The sequence below is a fragment of the Variovorax sp. 01T432 genome (genome assembly GCF_056398605.1).
The window spans coordinates 72,014-86,989 of the sequence record NZ_JBFTPS010000017.1 but is presented as its reverse complement, the minus strand read 5'-3'; the positions used below and the strand labels follow the sequence as shown (position 1 = coordinate 86,989).

Below are 14,976 nucleotides of genomic sequence, written 5' to 3'. Positions count from 1 at the left end.
GCTCAGCGCATCTGCATGCTATGAGTGTTCGTCCGGCGTCCTGCCCTGGGTTGCGATGGCGTGGTGGTCGTGGGCGGATGAACAAGCTTTCGGGACATCGCAGCCAGTTCGACCATTCCAGCTTGAAGCAAGGATGATGGTGCACATATCCTTCCGCCGGAAGTGTGGATCCTTGAACGCCAGGACGTCATCGTTGAAGGTCCCGAAGGTGCTGTCGGGGCGGTGCTTCATGCCCTGATAGAAGGCGTCGATGATTCCATGCTTGAAGTCGGATTCTCGGGGAAAGGCGGCGACCACGGCCTCGCGCTGCGAGTCGGTGAATTGGTCGTAGCCGCGGCCGGCGACGTCCATGCCGGCCCCCGCCTGCAGCAGCGCGATCTCCGGACGCATGAATTGCGGAATGCCGGGCGTTGTGTGGAGAGCGACGGCGTTCCAAACCGTCTCGATGTCGTTCGCGGAGATGCCGTGCCCCTGAAGAAAATCACGCGCGGCATTCGCGCCATCCACCTCGAAGCGAAGCTGGCTGCCTTCGTAGCGGGCGGTGAGGCCGATGTCGTGGAACATGGAAGCCGCGTAAAGCAGCTCGGGGTCGAATTTCAATCCCATCCGGTTTCCCGCCAGGACTCCCCAGCAATAGACTCGGACCGAGTGGTGGAAGAGCAGGTCGCTCTCGGTCTCGCGAATGAACTGGGTCATTTCGCGCGCGAGTTTGCTGTCGGGGATACGCACCCCTGGTATTTCCTGAAGCATCATGGCTTTCTCCAATGTCCAGTTCACGGGCTGTTCGCGACGCCGATGGAGGTCTGCGTCCTTTCCACGGAATGGTGGATTGCGATGATGGGCGAAACTTGAACTGAATGGAAATGATGTATCTGCAATTGCCAAATGCAGGCCATTCAATGACGGCCGAGGGCGATTCAGCCGCGATGCGCGGGGCGGCGGCCTTCCTGTCTGTGCGGAAGCGCCGACCTGCTTCAGCTTGCCCGGGAACCCGCGAATGTTGGCGATGACTGTGACCGTCAATGCAACGGACAGCCAGCGGTGCGTCTGCCGGACCCGGTGGTTCCGGTTCGAGGGGGCCTCCTTAGCGGCGCGCCTGGATCATCTTCCACCCGTTCCCCGACGGATCGCGGAAGCCGGCATCGACAGTACCGTAGCGATCCACGGGTTCCTGCGTGAACTCCACCCCCCGGGCGAACATTCGGTCGTAGGCAGCGCGGCAGTCGTCCACGGTCAGCACGAGCGGCGGCATGGCGCCTTTGGCCACGATGGCGCGCACTGTCTGCGCCGTCGCCGCATCAAGCACCGGCGGTCCGGGTGTGAACAGGCCGAGCTGGAACGAGGGCTGGTCCGGGTGCTGCACCGTGAGCCAGCGATAGTCGCCGTTTGCCACGTCCGTGTGGACGCGGAACCCGAGCTGCTCGACATAGAACGCGAGTGCTTCGTCTTGATCGCGCACGTACAAACCGACTACTTCAACGCCTTGAATCATTGGATCTCCTGTTGTTCGGGCTCATTTTTACCGCCTGTCGCCTGGCGTCGCTTCTCCGAAACTGCGGTCATGAGGTCGGGTCGGTGAGCGGCGCTGACAATGCAGACGGGCACGCGGCCCAGTTCGCGCGTCGTCGCCCTCACGCGCATCCGGACTGCGCTCGGACTATCGCCTGTGATATCGCGGAAGGTGCGCCCGAAGGTGCCCAGGCTCGCCCAGCCTGTATCAAAGGCGACGTCAGTGATGGACAGATCGGTTTCGCGGAGCAGCGTCATCGCCCGCTCGATGCGCCGCGTGAGCAGGTACCGGTGCGGTGGGATGCCGAAGGCCTGCTTGAACGATCGCGCGAAGTGGGCCTCGGAGACGCCACTCACCTGCGCCAGCCGCCCGACAGGCCACTCCTCGTGCGATGCGGCGTCTATCCGGTCCTTCGCGCGCAGCAGCCGGCGCAACAGTTCAGGATCCTGGTTTGCTGGGTCTCTATTCATGCCATCTCCGGACGCACATCGAGAGGCATTTGAGCCTCCTGGAGGTACAAATTCAGCGTCGTTCATTTCGAAGCGATGCTAGGCGGGCGCCGTCACCGGCGAGGACGCCATTTTGAGTGGCAGCCGCGCGGCGCCACCTTCGCTTCAAACGTGAGCATGCGCCGAGCATTGCAGTGGACGACCGGTCTGGGGCGAGCCGTTCGCAGGGACTGAAGGACTGGTCAGGGCCCAAAGCCGCCGTTCGCGCGTCCCGCACAGCGGTCATTCGCTGCGTGCCCAGAGCGGCCATCGGAGTTGCTCCGGAGCTGTCAGCGATTGCGGAGCGCCTCATGGCAAATTCCAGCCAGGCTAGGAAACGCCACTGCAGCGTGACCCACAAGTTCGGGCTCGGTAGAGAACGGGACGCCCTCTCTGTGCAGAGCTACCCACACCTTGTTCTCATCGATGCATTCACTGAGCCATATGGCCTTGGTCGTTTCGATGCGCGAGCCGTTGTCGGTCGTTCTCCACACCCACAGCGACAAAAGGTCGCTGATGTCCTCTCGACGTTCGTTGCGCACGTCCAGCGATAGGTCATCCCAAAGAAGATTTGCTAGGTCGCTGGCGGCCCCATACTGATGCAACAACCGCATCACGGTTGAATCGTCGCCTTGAAATTCCGTAGAACGTAGTGCCGCGACTTGGTCGAGCGCCGCGAGCGTGAGTGATGAGGTTCCGACAGTCATGAGGTCTACGAGGACTCGCTTGTAGGAGGGAGGTCCGGTTTTGGCCGAGGCCGTGTGGAAACGCAGTTGACACACCAGTATGCCGAACACGAGTCCACAGGTCCCGTCATTGAGCCTGCTGATGCCATCCAGTGCTGATCGCCGCGCAAACGCGCATTCCTCCTGTTCGTGATGTTCTGGACCACCCTCAGCCGTCATTAAAGGCGCTCACGCCCCTGCCAGCTTCATCGCCTTCATCGTTCTGGTCATGCCCAGGATGGCGATCACCCGCTTGAGGTTGTAAGCCAGCACATGCAAGCTCATTTCGGTGCTGACGTGCTCCAGCGTCTTCGTCAAGAAGTGCGTCCAGCCCATCCAGTGCTTGAGCGTGCCGAACACGTGCTCCACGGTGCGCCTTCGCAGCGTCATGGCGTCGGGCTTGCGATCAAGTCGATGCTGAACGCGCTCCAGGACTTCTTCATGCTCCCAGCGACGGATACGCCGGTAGTCGCCGGTCGTGCACGATTCCTTCATCGCACACCTGGGGCAGGCGCTGGTCCAATAGACATGTTGCTTGAGATTGCTTTCCACCGTGCTGAACCGATAGATCGCGCGTTCTCCTGCCGGACACTGGTATTCATCATCCCTCGCGATGTAGATGAAGTCGCCCTTGTCGAAGCGACCCTCAGCCTTCGCGTTCGAGGTCATCGGCTTGGGCACGAAGGCCGTAATGCCCGTGTCTTCGCACGCCTTGAGCTCGGTACCGTTGAAGTAACCGCGATCGGCAAACACTCTCAGCTTGTCTTTGCCCATGGCCTTGCGCGCCGCCTGCGCCATCTTGCTCAGCTGGGCGCGATCGCTACCGACGTTCGTGACCTCGTGGGCAACGATCAGATGGTGCTTGGCATCGACCGCCGCCTGCACGTTGTAGCCCACCAGGCCCGAGCCCTTGGCCTGTGAGTTCATCGAGCGCGAGTCTGGATCGGTGGTGGAGCGCTGGCCGTCGGGTTCGTGCCTCAGTTGCTCCTTGGTCTCGTCGAGCTGGCGCATCTGCTCGCGCAGCTTCTTGATCTTGTCCTGCAGCCGCTCGGTCTTGGCCTCGACCTCCGCGGGCTGCGTGCGGTCGGCGGTCTCCAGCGCGTCAAGGTAGCGCTGGATGCTCTGCTCAATCTGCCGCTGGCGCGCATCAATCTTGGCGGACGTGACGTTGCGGTCCCGGCTGTTGACCGCCTTGAATTTGCTTCCATCGATGGCCACGATGGCCTGCGTGAAAAGCTTGAGTTCCCGGCACATGCCGACGAAACGCTTGCAGACGTTGCGGATGCCCGCTCCGTTGTCGTGACGGAAGTCGGCAATGGTCTTGAAGTCCGGGGCCAGCCGGCCAGTGAGCCACATCAACTCGACGTTGCGTTGGGCTTCGCGTTCCAGGCGCCGGCTGGACTGGATGCAGTTCAGATACCCGTAGATGTAGAGCTTGAGCAGCACCGCAGGGTGATACGACGGTCGACCGGTGGAAGCCGGATCAACACCCTTGAAGCCCAGCGCTTGAAGGTCCAGTTCCTCGACAAAGGCGTCGACGACTCGCACCGGGTTGTCTTCGCCGATATAGTCGTCGAGACATTCCGGCAACAACGCGACCTGCTGTCGGTCTTCGCCTTCGATGAATCGCTTCATGCGCCACCTCGCTCTGACGGGTTGGCCTATTTTATTTTGAGTGAGACGATCGACGAAGTGTTTTCACACAACCTCGGCCGACTGCAGCCGGTTGCCGTCTCGGAGCCTTAGGCCCGAAGCAGAAGTAGCCTTTTCTCGGAAGCACCCATTTCTCCGCCGTTTTCTTCTCTCGCAGGTAGTGCTTTGCGACAGGCCTTGGTCGCAAGTCGACGAGCCATCTCCTTTGTGCGCGCGCCCAGCAGTATCACCCTATGCCCCTTGGCTACGCTAGCCAGAGGTGATGTCGGCGCTGAAGGTCGTTCTTCGAGGAACTGCCTACGATTGGATCTTCATGGCAAAACGGCATCCAGCTCAATTTCGACGAATGCTCCGTCCGGCAGACTTGCCACCCCAACTGCGGTTCGTGCCGGTCTGGTCGCGTCGGGCCATGCAATACATAGCACGGTTGAGGCCGCGTCGAGCACCGCGGTGTGCGAGGTGAAATCAGCGGTGCTGCGGACGAAGCCGCGAACGCGGCATACATCCAGGCGCACCGGCAGCGCGCCGCCACAAGCAGCCGCCACGGCTGCAAGCAGGTTCAGCATGGCGACCTTTGCTGCTGCGCAGGCCGGCTCCAACGACGCGCCAGGCGTGCACGTTCCGGAAATCGCCACACCGTCGATGCGGCAGGTCTGGCCGCTGACGGTGAGTAGCCGGCTTCCGCCTTGCATCGTCTGCAGATGAAAAGGCGCATAGCTGCCTCGAGGTTGCGGCGGTGCGGGTAGGCGATGCCCGGCAGCGGCAAGGCGCTGTTCTGGCGTTGTCGCGTTCATGGCTGCTCACCCCAGACGACTTGCCCGGTCAGCCAGCAGCCGACTATCACGCCATCGTCTCCAAACCGGGCTCGCACCTCAATGGCTGAAGGTCTGCCCATCGCATCGCCTTGCCGGACTGTGCAGACGATGGGTGCTACTTGTGAACCTGTAGCGATGGCGCCGGTGGCTGCAAGATGTCCCCACAAAGCTGCTGCCGCAATCCCTGTAGCCGCGTCCTCTGGGTAACCCGAGGACTTCGGGAATTGCCGCGCGGCAACGACTGGCTCGCCCGTCGCTGCCTTGTCTGCCATGGCGTAGGGATACAAGCCGGTTGAGCCGATGGATGCGCACAGTGCTTCCATCGCTGCGAAGTCGGGATGCAGCGCATTCAGCGAAGCCACATCGTGCAGTTGCACCAGGGTCTTGACCCGGCTGGTGCTGGCGTTGGTCATCACCGGAGCCAAGCCAGCGGGCAGGCCCAGCACCGCCCCGACACGTTGGCAGGCTTCGGGCGTCAGCGCCTCCGCTTGCACATTCGGCTGTGAAATCCATACGCGGGAGGCCACCGCATCCCACTCAGCATCGACCAGGCCGCTCAATGTTTCGATGCGTGCAGCAGGCGTGCGCCACTGGCCCCATTGGCGCAATGCCCACAGTGTGCCCACCGTGGCATGGCCACACATTTCCATCTCGTGATGCGGCACGAAGAAACGAAAGCGCCAGTCGGCATCGGATGCCGAGGCCGGCAGCACGAACGCCGACTCATGCCCGGTGGTCTTCGCGATGGACTGCATGTCCTGCCACAGAAGGGCCGACGCATCTGCGACGAGGGGTACGGGATTTCCGCCCGCTGCGCCTTTGACAAAAACATCGACTGTCCGCAATTCGCCTGTGGAGGGTGGTGTCATAGGGGACGAGGCAGGGGCGTTCTCAGTCAATTCTTGCACCTACGGCCTTGGCGATGCGCCCCCAGTAAGGAATGTCGGCCGCGACCGCAGCCTGCAGTTCGGCCGGGGTGCCGGGTCGCGCATTGATGCCCTTGGCGGCGTAGTCGGCGGCCACGGCGCGGTCGGCGAGGACCTTGTTCAGCGCATTGTTGAAGCGCTCCACCACATTGCTTGGCGTGCCACGTGGAAAAGCTACGCCGTACCAAAGGGACTGGGTGAAGTTCGGGATGCCCTGCTGCTGGAAGGTAGGCACGCCTGCCAACAACGCGTTTGGTGCGGTGGTCGCCACGGCCACCAGCTTCCCGCTCCGGATATACGGAACCAGACCGGCCGGGTTGTCGAACATCAGTTGAACCTGCCCTCCCATGAGGTCGGTATAGGCCGGCGCCGCCCCTCGGTAAGGCACATGCACCAGCGGCACGCCCGCATAGGACTTGAATTGCTCACCCAGCAGGTGCGACACGGTACCCGCACCGACGGACCCGAAGCTGTACTGCTGCGGGTTCTGCTTGAGCGTGGCGACAAGCGATTTCACGTCGGTGCCGTGGACCGCGGGGTTGGTTGCCAGCACATACGGGGAGGTGCCGATGAAGCCCGCATACACGAAGTCGCGTAGAGGGTCGTAGGGCAGGCGCGGATAAACGCTTACGCTGACGGCATGGGTACTGGTGGTGGCCAGCACGGCGGTGTACCCGTCAGGCGCGGCCTTGGCCACGTAAGTCGAACCGATGGTACCGCCGGCACCGCTGCGGTTATCAATCACGACCGGTTGCCCCAGTTCCTTTTGCAGTTGGGGCTGAATGCTTCGGATGGCCAGGTCGGTGCCGCCTCCGGCTGGAAAAGGAACCACGATGGTGATGGGGCGGGTGGGCCAGGCTTGCGCCGAAGCGATGGCAGGGGTGAGCAAGGCGAGCAGACCACTGGTCGCCAGCAGGGCCTGGGCGAGTACTTGACTGCGTGTAGGTATGAGACGAGGAAGATGCACGAGAACTCCAGAGAGCATGACGACGCCTTCATGCTAGGAGCGAGCTTGTCGCCGCGCGAACCAGAAGGCGACAAGGCGCCAACCGATTTGCGACGCCAGCGGAGCAGCGCCGGCCGAGAGAAAAACACCTCAGGGCTTAACTTCGCGCAGGAGCCGGTTCAAGTGGCCGCTGTGGGTGAAGCACAGCTGTTGGCTGACCAACGAAGGGGGTGCGCCGTGCGCAAGCAGTTCGCGCGCTTTCAAGGCAAGCAATCGGCGGCGTACGGCCACCGGGCTGTTGCCCAGTTCGGCGGCGCAGGCGCGTTGCAGCTGGCGAACAGAGACTCCGAGTTCTTTGGCTACCACCTCCACCGTAGGCAGTGGTAGCTCCTCATCCAGGGCACTGGCGTAGCAACCCAGCATGCGCTGCGAGAGCGGGGCTGCAGGGACCAGGGCCGATGCCGCCTGGCATTGAGAGGACCGTCGCGCGGACAGTTGGGTGATGAGCGCACGTATCAATGGCTCGCCGCTATCAAGAGCCAAAGTGGGGGCACTAAGAGCCTCAAGCATGGCGAATGCAGCGCCGTCGAGCTGGACGACGCCAAAGCGGCCTCCATAGCCCAGAAACTCGGGTCGAAGATAGAGTTCCCCGTGGCGTTGACGCAAGTCCCGTGACCGCGTGCTGTGCGCTGCCGACGCGGGCAACAGCAAGGCGGTATGGCGGACCAGTCGAAACGCCTGGGGTGCAGCAGCGGGGTCGACAACCCAGCGGCTGTCGAGCGCACCGACTTGCGGCCACAGCAACATGGCGCAATCGTGCGTGTGCCAGTCGAAGCGGTAGTGCGGCTGTCGGCTCTGCCGCAAGGCAAAGCCATGGTCGGCGGTTGCCGCCAGCTTGGACGAAAGGGGAATTGACATGGCCATTGGCGCTCCCGCGGCTTCATAGACAGGCAAGCGATTTCCAGGCCATGTTATCGCGTGGCGCGGCAACAGGCGCTTTGGGCCCGAAGCGGCTGTACGCCTCGCTTCGAAGCGGCCGTTCGGTTGCCGTGCAGGAGCAGTCGTTCAACGCGCATGACTGCGGGCGTGCCTGTTGACCTGCTTTCCCAACGTCACGAGTCGAGCGCCATCTCGAACTGTTCAAGCGTCTGCGGATGACCGGCCAGGGCTCGGCGCAGGGCGGGCAACCGCTTCCTCACGGCAGCCTGCATGCTGGATGGCAACTCCCCGAACGAGTCGACCATCGGCTCGTCTTGCTGCTCGACCAAAACTGATGCGAGCGTGGCGCTCTGAATCAGGTCCTTTTCGGCCTTCTCGGGAAAGCCTTTGCGCGAGGCACTCGAGTAGAGCTTGTGCCAGACGAAGCGCTCGGCCCGAGGCAGCATCAGGGGAATGCAGTGGCCACCCGCCAAGACGGCGCCGGGCTGCGGTTGCTTGAGCAGATAGTCGAAATGTGGCACGGCCTCGGCGTGCCACATCAACTGCGGAATGGGCACGGGCTTACCAAGTTCCTTGCCGTGGACCAGGAGGTCAACGCGTAGACCTTCGCGCCCCTTTAACTTCAAAGAGGTCGAAGGGGCCTGGTTAGGCATGCCCGGCACCGGAGAGAAGCCCAGCTTTGTGGCCGCCATCGCGTCGAGGAATGATTGCGACGCACCCAGTTTAAGGTGCTTGGGTGTGGCAAGGTCCACATCCTGGGTCCGACCTGCAACGGCCTTGGCGCCCAGCTCATTGAGCCAAGCCATGTAGGCCAGCGTCCCTACCAGAACGAGGCCCGCTTCAAGGATGTGTCGGTTGTGCAACTCGACCAGGACGCCGGCGACACCCTTGTCTGCCACCTGAAAGCCCAGGGCCCGGAGGTTGCGGACTTGCGCGCTAGCCCATTGCGCAAATTCAATCTGCTGCTCGGCTTCGGCAAGCGCGTCTTGGTCTCCGTCCTTGCTAATGAGCTGCTCCGCCCTCGTCCCGGGCACCGGGTAGTAGACCCTGTACCAGTAGGCGTAGCCGGTGCCCTCGCGCTTAACGAGCGTCCCGGGCGTGCCGGGAAGCAGAGGTGCGCCGGACGAGCTGCGCTCCTTCAACTCGGCGTACTGCGTTCGAAAGGCCAGTTCCTGCAGGCGAAAGAGAGGGGTCGGGGACCGCATCGTGGAAGTTACCCAACAAAATACAATTTTAGTGGGTAAACCCATGCTCCGCATGGCCGAACTGCGCTTGCCTGCTCTTCGCCGACCGATGACACCGACGCTTCCCCCCAATGAAGCGCGCCGCAACCGTTCCGACCGAAGGAAAAATTACGAGCCGGCGCTGTATGTCCGTTCTTGGCCGACTGTAGCCGGCCGCGACGTCGGTTCAGCGGACCGCTTCTCGCGGTCCGAACATGATGATGGCCATGCCAACGAAGCACACGGCCACGCCAATCCAATCGCTGGTCGACGGGGTAACCTTGTCCACCGCCCAAAGCCACAGGATGGCGACGCCGATGTAGACGCCCCCATAGGCCGCGTAAACGCGGCCCGCGGCTGTTGGGTGGAGAGACAGCATCCACGCGAACAGCGCCAAGCTCAGCGCTGCCGGGATGAGCAACCACGCCGATTTGGCTTCCTTCAGCCATAGGTAGGGCAGATAGCACCCGACGATTTCAGCCACGGCGGTGGCGACGAACAGTCCAAGAGTCTTGATGGCTTCCATGCCCGCATTTTGCTCAACGGGTCCACCTTGGAACTCTGCGGCGTTCCATGCACGGGCATTGATCTCGAACCCGGTCGAGAACAGTTCCGGCAGAAGGACGAGCTCCACCTCCCGATCGGCGGCAATTTGGGCCCAATGCTCGGCGCGGGTCAGGTTCTCGCTAACGCGACCGTTGAGGCTGACCATCTGGATGGCAGCGAGGCGAAGGTGGCGTGTTTCCATGCTGGCATCACTTTCCCACTCCGCCGATCCCCGCCGGTTGATCTGCCGCATACAACCGTCATGGCAAGTACCTTGCTGCCTGCTCAGCCCAGCCCAGCCCAGCCCAGGGAGTAGGAACGCACTTCATCAAGGCTTAGAACGTATCTATATTTAGCTCCAAATACGGAGCTATTAATGGAAGGCATTCTCGCCGACGTCACCGTAAGCATGTCCGAGTTCAAGAAGAACCCGGCCGCAGTGCTCAGGGAGGCGAACAACCGTCCCGTTGCGGTGCTCAACCACAATCGCGCCGCCTTCTACATGGTCGAGCCTCGCCTCTTCGAGGCCATGATGGAGGAACTGGCCGACCAGGAGTTGTACCGCAAGGCCGTCAGCCGCTTGGCCGAGAAGTCGCGAGCCGTCGAGGTCGACATTGACGACCTCTAGCCGCAAGCCGAAGCACAAATACAGACTTTGCTTCATGCCGGAGGCCTTGGAGGCGTGGCGCAAGCTCGATGGCTCTGTTCAGTCAAACCTCAAGACGCTGCTCGCCAAGCGACTCGACAGCCCTCATGTGCCCGGAGGAGAGCTGCATGGACCGCTCGCGGGCTGCTACAAGATCAAGCTGCGGCAGCTAGGCGTGCGCCTGGCTACTCGGTCGACGACGACCACTTGCTGGTGACTGTCGTGGCCGTCGACAAGCGAGAGAACGGCGAGGTCTACCAGTCCGCGCTTGCGCGCCTTTCTGTCGCGGCGGCTGCGCTTTCGAAAGCACTGCGCGAGAAGCTGAAGAAGTAGTCAGCCGGTTGATAGCGTCGGCCACATGGTCTGCTGCCCGCGATCGAGGATGCCTTCACGCGCAACGGCATCGCGACGCGCGTGTTCGATATTTCTCCCGCGCCCCGCCCCCTACCGCGCGACATACGCGGCGTCGCGGCGATGGGACCTAAGGGCGTTCATGTCGGACGCGCGAATCTCGATCTATAGCGACCGCGAACTCGTCGGCGAAGCCACCTATGCCCTGCCCTCCAGTGTGTTTGGCGGTGGCGGCGATCAGCCCGGACAAGTGGCGAGGTGCTGCCTTCAAGATCGATCCGATCATGGACTAGATGCTGGCGGGGTTGAAGGCGCCGGGGTAAAGGAGAGACTTGTCGCTCCGGCGGTTGGATCGAACTTCGGGCTCGGTTCTGTTGCCGTCGTTCGCGCGTGAAGCACGAGCGACAAGAATGGGCCCTGAGTCGACATTCGATTTCCGGATTCCCGCCGCCTGGAAGCTGCCGGTCAGACACCTCCACAGTCGTCTTCCGAACGCATAGGCTTGGGCGCCGTTTCGGATGGGGCGTTCTGACGCTGTGGGCACCTGTGTGTGGCGCCGTTTGAGTGGTCGGCTTGCTATCTCCTTGGGATGCCAGAAAGCCGCCGCTCGCCAATGACTGCATATGGCCGACAGCTCCAGTTCGCAGTCCAAGCTCAAAGGCCGTCTCTCGCCGCAAACCGACTGTATCAAATTCGAGAGGACGTGCAGAGCCAAGCCTACGCCGTCGTTGAAAGCTAATGCGCGATTCCTTGATCGAATACAGGCGGCAAGCTTGATAGTTGGTCACCGCTTGGGGCCGGGCTTCTTCACCACAACACGACGCCCGAGGTTTCCGTGCTCGCTTCTCCCAATCGGAAGCTGCTGCGGCGGAAACTCCGCCCCGACCAAGGCACCCAGCGCAGCTCTGCGAACTTCCTTCGAAGCAGCACGCCAAAACGCCAACAACAGTTGCTCCTCCGGCGTCGGCGGTGCCACAGGCGCCCCACCCGTTCGCTGCCCCGTCACCACATAGAGCACATCCAGCCCCACCGACGCCCAAACCCCCAGGGTCAATGCGTTCGGGGTAGCCAGGTCCTGCTCATAGTTGAGCTGCGTTCTCTTGGATGAACTGGCCAGCGCCGCGAATCCGGCCTGTGTGAAGGCCAGCCGCTCACGCTCCTCTCGTATTCGAGCGCCGATCGACATAAATTATTTTTACCCATTACTGTTGACTAGGTGCAATAAATTGCGACATACTCACGCGCACAAAACTCTTGGACCTCAAGCATCAGCACCCACCGATGCATGACAACAAGACGCGTCAGAAGCCTTCGATTCAGGGAGTACAGCCATGGCGAAAACGCCGGCAATCGCGATTCATCCACCGTCCATGCGCGCGCACACGCCCGCGCCCTTGCCCACGTCCCATCCGACAGGGCAAAGCCTCCCCAACGCCAAGCCCCCACAGGCCACAAGCTAAGAGCCGGCCATGGGGTCACGCATCTTACCGACGGCGAGCGAGGGCTCGTCGTGCTTCCTGTCGTCTATTGCAAACGTGCCGGCCGAGCTGCGCGAGCTGGCCGACCAGCTCGGCCGCGAGATCACCGCGCTGCGCGCCATCACCACCGCGCTCAAGCTCGCCGCCGAGCTCGATCAGGAGCACCGCGTGCGCCTGCTCTTCTGGCCAGACCTGATGGATATTCTTGAATCCCAACTCCCCGACGAAGACGCGCTGGAGAGTGGCGTCGTCTCCGTCATCCACAAGGTCGAGGCCGTGTTGCGCCTCGCGCACGAGCATGTGCGCGCGCTGGAGGATCTGGAGCTGCCAAGCCCGGCCGCCCTGACCGCCGAAGAGCCGCCGGACTGACCCAGCCCGCAAGGCCGCGTCGCCCCGCTTTCCCAGGCGCGTCCGCGCCTATACGCATTGCGTAGCCCGCGCCGCGCAAACAATCTACGCTCTGCGTATACTCCGCCGCCATGCACGTCCAACAAGACTTCCTCCGAGACGCCATGCGCCGTCTCAACCTCACCCGCGATGCCTTCTCCGACCGCCTGGGCGTTCGCCGTCGCGCCCTCGATACCTGGCTGCTGCCGGCCGACTCCACCGAGTCGCGCGCCATGCCGGAGATGGTGCAGAAATTCGTCGCCGAGATCCTCGCCAATGCGGCGGCGGGTTCGGCCGAGGCGGCGGGCGGCGTGGATGCGCGCACGCTGGCCCAGCGCATAGCCGCGGATGGGCGGCCGCACCTGCTCTCGGTCTCGCAGTTCAACCGCGACAGCCTGGAAGACCTCTTCCACATCGCCGACGTGATGCAGCCGATCGCCCGGCGGCAGAAGGTGTCGCGCGTGCTGGAGGGCGCGGTGCTGGGCAGCCTCTTCTTCGAAGCCAGCACGCGCACGCGGGTGAGCTTCGGCGCGGCCTTCTGCCGGCTCGGCGGCACGGTGTGCGATACCACCGGCTTCACCTTCTCGTCGATGGCAAAGGGCGAATCCATCTACGACACCAGCCGCGTGATGAGCGGCTATGTCGACGCGCTGGTGGTGCGCCATCCCGAGCAGGGCTCGGTGGCGGAGTTCGCGCGCGCGACCAACATCCCGGTGATCAACGCGGGCGACGGGCCGGGGGAGCATCCCAGCCAGGCCATCCTCGACCTCTACACGATCCAGCGCGAGTTCTCGCGGCTGGGCAAGCTGATCGACGGCACGCACGTCGCCATCGTCGGCGACCTGAAGTACGGGCGCACGGTGCATTCGCTGATCCGCCTGCTGGCGCTGTATCGCGGCCTCAGGTTCACGCTGATCGCGCCGCCCTCGCTGGAGATGCCGGCCCATCTGGTGGAGCTCGTGGCACGCCATGGGCACGTGGTGGAGCAGACGCCCTCGCTGCACGAAGGCCTGCGCGGCGCGGACGTGGTGTATGCCACGCGCATTCAGAAGGAGCGCTTCGAGGGCGAGACCATCGAGGGCTACACGCCGGAGTTCCAGGTGCGCAAGAGCCTGGTGGATGCGGTGTGCAAGCCCGATGTGATCCTCATGCACCCGCTGCCGCGCGACGGCCGGCCCGGGGCCAATGACCTGAGCACGGACCTCAACCACGACCCGCGCCTCGCGATCTTCCGGCAGACGGACAACGGCATCCCCGTGCGCATGGCACTGTTCGCGGTGCTGCTGGGCGTGGAGAACCAGGTGGCGCGCAGCATGCGCGATGTGTCCTGGCGCTCGCCGGCCTACGTGGGGCCGGACGACGCGGTGTTCGACGGGCTCGAGTAAGCCCGGCGGCGCCTGAGGGCGCCTTTTCTTGCCGGGGCGATTTATTTCGAGTATTCTGGAAGCATGGAATCGAAACAAGTCGTCCAGGCTCTCGCGGCGCTGGCCCACCCGCTGCGCCTCGAGGTGTTTCGCGCACTGGTCGTCACCGGCCAGAGCGGCCTCACGCCGAGCGTCATGCAGGAGGCGCTGGGGGTGCCCGCCGCCACGCTGTCCTTCCATCTGAAGGATCTGGTGAATTCAGGCCTGGTCACGCAGGAGCGCGCGGGCCGCAATCTCATCTACCGGGCCGCGTACGACAAAATGAACGCGCTCCTGGGCTACCTCACCGACAACTGCTGCGAAGGCGCCGCCTGCGCGGTGGAGACCGCGGGCGGCGACGCCTGCAACTGCTGACCCGCGCGCGGGCGTCGTCACCGAACCCCCATCATCGACCCGCTGCTCAAGGAAACCGACCATGGCCGCCAAGACCTACAACGTACTCTTCATCTGCACAGGCAACTCCGCCCGCTCCATCATCGCGGAGGGCCTGATGAACGAACTGGGCGGAGGCCGCTTTCGCGCCTTCTCCGCCGGGAGCCATCCGAATGGCACCGTCAACCCCTTCGCCCTGGAGGCGCTGAAGTCGATGCGCATCCCGACGGATGGCTTCCGCAGCAAGAACTGGGACGAGTTCGCCAAGCCGGGCGCGCCGCAGCTCGACTTCGTTCTCACGGTGTGCGACAACGCGGCCGGGGAGGTGTGCCCCGTCTGGCCAGGGCAGCCGATGACGGCCCATTGGGGCGTGGCGGACCCCGCGAGCTTCCAAGGCACCGACGACGAAAAGCGCCGCGTGTTCCGCGACACGGCGCTGACGCTCAAGCGCCGCATCGAGCTGATGCTCTCGCTGCCGATGGAGCGCCTCGACGCGATGGCGATCCATCACGAGATCAAGGGCATCGGCACGCGCTGAGCCCCCACT

Annotated in this window: 17 protein-coding genes and 1 pseudogene; 5 read left to right on the top strand and 13 right to left on the bottom strand. The window is 63.3% G+C overall.

All coding sequences use genetic code 11. The features are described 5' to 3' along the window. Positions 1-18: 18 nt before the first annotated feature. From AC1DNF_RS15335 to AC1DNF_RS15280, 12 genes and pseudogenes are all read right to left on the bottom strand, one after another. The gene (locus AC1DNF_RS15335) at positions 19-750 is read right to left on the bottom strand and encodes an HD domain-containing protein (protein ID WP_478149498.1); all 732 of its coding nucleotides are present in this window, start codon (positions 748-750) and stop codon (positions 19-21) included. A 334-nt stretch (positions 751-1,084) separates the two neighbouring features. Further along, positions 1,085-1,492 (bottom strand): VOC family protein, encoded by a 408-nt coding sequence (locus tag AC1DNF_RS15330; RefSeq protein WP_478149461.1) that lies wholly within the window; start codon positions 1,490-1,492, stop codon positions 1,085-1,087. After that, positions 1,489-1,980 (bottom strand): helix-turn-helix domain-containing protein, encoded by a 492-nt coding sequence (locus AC1DNF_RS15325; RefSeq protein WP_478149460.1) that lies wholly within the window; start codon positions 1,978-1,980, stop codon positions 1,489-1,491. The genes AC1DNF_RS15330 and AC1DNF_RS15325 overlap by 4 nt, the downstream gene beginning before the upstream one ends. A gap of 308 nt (positions 1,981-2,288) precedes the next feature. Further along, positions 2,289-2,705 (bottom strand): hypothetical protein, encoded by a 417-nt coding sequence (locus tag AC1DNF_RS15320; RefSeq protein ID WP_478149459.1) that lies wholly within the window; start codon positions 2,703-2,705, stop codon positions 2,289-2,291. A 207-nt stretch (positions 2,706-2,912) separates the two neighbouring features. Beyond that, positions 2,913-4,358 carry an IS1182 family transposase gene (locus AC1DNF_RS15315; RefSeq protein ID WP_478149458.1) on the bottom strand — a complete coding sequence of 482 codons (1,446 nt, stop codon included), beginning with the start codon at positions 4,356-4,358 and terminating at the stop codon, positions 2,913-2,915. Positions 4,359-4,687: 329 nt separating this feature from the next. After that, entirely contained in the window at positions 4,688-5,170 is a 483-nt protein-coding gene (locus AC1DNF_RS15310) for a RidA family protein (RefSeq protein WP_478149457.1), read from the bottom strand. After that, positions 5,167-6,060, bottom strand: coding sequence for a PhzF family phenazine biosynthesis protein (locus AC1DNF_RS15305; RefSeq protein ID WP_478149456.1), 894 nt, complete (start codon positions 6,058-6,060; stop codon positions 5,167-5,169). The genes AC1DNF_RS15310 and AC1DNF_RS15305 overlap by 4 nt, the downstream gene beginning before the upstream one ends. A 22-nt stretch (positions 6,061-6,082) precedes the next feature. Further along, on the bottom strand, positions 6,083-7,102 hold the full coding sequence (locus tag AC1DNF_RS15300; protein WP_478149455.1) for a Bug family tripartite tricarboxylate transporter substrate binding protein: 1,020 nt from the start codon (positions 7,100-7,102) through the stop codon (positions 6,083-6,085). A gap of 111 nt (positions 7,103-7,213) precedes the next feature. Next, the gene (locus tag AC1DNF_RS15295; protein ID WP_478149454.1) at positions 7,214-7,981 is read right to left on the bottom strand and encodes an AraC family transcriptional regulator; all 768 of its coding nucleotides are present in this window, start codon (positions 7,979-7,981) and stop codon (positions 7,214-7,216) included. 194 nt (positions 7,982-8,175) lie between these two features. Continuing rightward, positions 8,176-9,207 (bottom strand): GSU2403 family nucleotidyltransferase fold protein, encoded by a 1,032-nt coding sequence (locus tag AC1DNF_RS15290; RefSeq protein WP_478149453.1) that lies wholly within the window; start codon positions 9,205-9,207, stop codon positions 8,176-8,178. A 205-nt stretch (positions 9,208-9,412) separates the two neighbouring features. After that, entirely contained in the window at positions 9,413-9,751 is a 339-nt protein-coding gene (locus AC1DNF_RS15285; protein ID WP_478149497.1) for a YnfA family protein, read from the bottom strand. Positions 9,752-9,769: 18 nt separating this feature from the next. Then, positions 9,770-9,973, bottom strand: a pseudogene (locus tag AC1DNF_RS15280) (nitrilase-related carbon-nitrogen hydrolase); the annotation flags it as partial. A gap of 174 nt (positions 9,974-10,147) precedes the next feature. On the opposite strand from AC1DNF_RS15280, the gene AC1DNF_RS15275 reads away from it, so the two are divergent. Next, positions 10,148-10,399, top strand: a complete 252-nt coding sequence (locus AC1DNF_RS15275) for a type II toxin-antitoxin system Phd/YefM family antitoxin (protein ID WP_478149452.1) — start codon at positions 10,148-10,150, stop codon at positions 10,397-10,399. Positions 10,400-11,552: 1,153 nt separating this feature from the next. Here the strand turns inward: AC1DNF_RS15275 and AC1DNF_RS15270 are convergent. After that, positions 11,553-11,954: a helix-turn-helix domain-containing protein gene (locus tag AC1DNF_RS15270; RefSeq protein WP_478149451.1), complete on the bottom strand. Its 402-nt coding sequence runs from the start codon at positions 11,952-11,954 to the stop codon at positions 11,553-11,555. 283 nt (positions 11,955-12,237) lie between these two features. Here AC1DNF_RS15270 and AC1DNF_RS15265 point away from each other — a divergent pair, with 283 nt between their 5' ends. From AC1DNF_RS15265 to AC1DNF_RS15250, 4 genes are all read left to right on the top strand, one after another. After that, entirely contained in the window at positions 12,238-12,615 is a 378-nt protein-coding gene (locus AC1DNF_RS15265) for a hypothetical protein (RefSeq protein ID WP_478149450.1), read from the top strand. 110 nt (positions 12,616-12,725) lie between these two features. After that, on the top strand, positions 12,726-14,018 hold the full coding sequence (locus tag AC1DNF_RS15260) for an aspartate carbamoyltransferase (RefSeq protein ID WP_478149449.1): 1,293 nt from the start codon (positions 12,726-12,728) through the stop codon (positions 14,016-14,018). A gap of 63 nt (positions 14,019-14,081) precedes the next feature. Beyond that, on the top strand, positions 14,082-14,411 hold the full coding sequence (locus AC1DNF_RS15255; protein ID WP_478149448.1) for an ArsR/SmtB family transcription factor: 330 nt from the start codon (positions 14,082-14,084) through the stop codon (positions 14,409-14,411). Between the two features lie 61 nt (positions 14,412-14,472). Further along, the gene (locus AC1DNF_RS15250; RefSeq protein WP_478149447.1) at positions 14,473-14,967 is read left to right on the top strand and encodes an arsenate reductase ArsC; all 495 of its coding nucleotides are present in this window, start codon (positions 14,473-14,475) and stop codon (positions 14,965-14,967) included. Positions 14,968-14,976 lie beyond the last annotated feature (9 nt).

Bases quoted from the DNA above. Each gene is read 5' to 3' on its own strand.
- AC1DNF_RS15260 (WP_478149449.1), top strand. From the start codon at position 12,726: ATGCACGTCCAACAAGACTTCCTCCGAGACGCCATGCGCCGTCTCAAC.
- AC1DNF_RS15300 (WP_478149455.1), bottom strand. From the start codon at position 7,102: ATGCTCTCTGGAGTTCTCGTGCATCTTCCTCGTCTCATACCTACACGC.
- AC1DNF_RS15310 (WP_478149457.1), bottom strand. From the start codon at position 5,170: ATGAACGCGACAACGCCAGAACAGCGCCTTGCCGCTGCCGGGCATCGC.
- AC1DNF_RS15295 (WP_478149454.1), bottom strand. From the start codon at position 7,981: ATGTCAATTCCCCTTTCGTCCAAGCTGGCGGCAACCGCCGACCATGGC.
- AC1DNF_RS15290 (WP_478149453.1), bottom strand. From the start codon at position 9,207: ATGCGGTCCCCGACCCCTCTCTTTCGCCTGCAGGAACTGGCCTTTCGA.
- AC1DNF_RS15330 (WP_478149461.1), bottom strand. From the start codon at position 1,492: ATGATTCAAGGCGTTGAAGTAGTCGGTTTGTACGTGCGCGATCAAGAC.
- AC1DNF_RS15305 (WP_478149456.1), bottom strand. From the start codon at position 6,060: ATGACACCACCCTCCACAGGCGAATTGCGGACAGTCGATGTTTTTGTC.
- AC1DNF_RS15325 (WP_478149460.1), bottom strand. From the start codon at position 1,980: ATGAATAGAGACCCAGCAAACCAGGATCCTGAACTGTTGCGCCGGCTG.
- AC1DNF_RS15285 (WP_478149497.1), bottom strand. From the start codon at position 9,751: ATGGAAGCCATCAAGACTCTTGGACTGTTCGTCGCCACCGCCGTGGCT.
- AC1DNF_RS15335 (WP_478149498.1), bottom strand. From the start codon at position 750: ATGCTTCAGGAAATACCAGGGGTGCGTATCCCCGACAGCAAACTCGCG.
- AC1DNF_RS15320 (WP_478149459.1), bottom strand. From the start codon at position 2,705: ATGACTGTCGGAACCTCATCACTCACGCTCGCGGCGCTCGACCAAGTC.
- AC1DNF_RS15255 (WP_478149448.1), top strand. From the start codon at position 14,082: ATGGAATCGAAACAAGTCGTCCAGGCTCTCGCGGCGCTGGCCCACCCG.
- AC1DNF_RS15275 (WP_478149452.1), top strand. From the start codon at position 10,148: ATGGAAGGCATTCTCGCCGACGTCACCGTAAGCATGTCCGAGTTCAAG.
- AC1DNF_RS15250 (WP_478149447.1), top strand. From the start codon at position 14,473: ATGGCCGCCAAGACCTACAACGTACTCTTCATCTGCACAGGCAACTCC.
- AC1DNF_RS15270 (WP_478149451.1), bottom strand. From the start codon at position 11,954: ATGTCGATCGGCGCTCGAATACGAGAGGAGCGTGAGCGGCTGGCCTTC.
- AC1DNF_RS15315 (WP_478149458.1), bottom strand. From the start codon at position 4,358: ATGAAGCGATTCATCGAAGGCGAAGACCGACAGCAGGTCGCGTTGTTG.
- AC1DNF_RS15265 (WP_478149450.1), top strand. From the start codon at position 12,238: ATGGGGTCACGCATCTTACCGACGGCGAGCGAGGGCTCGTCGTGCTTC.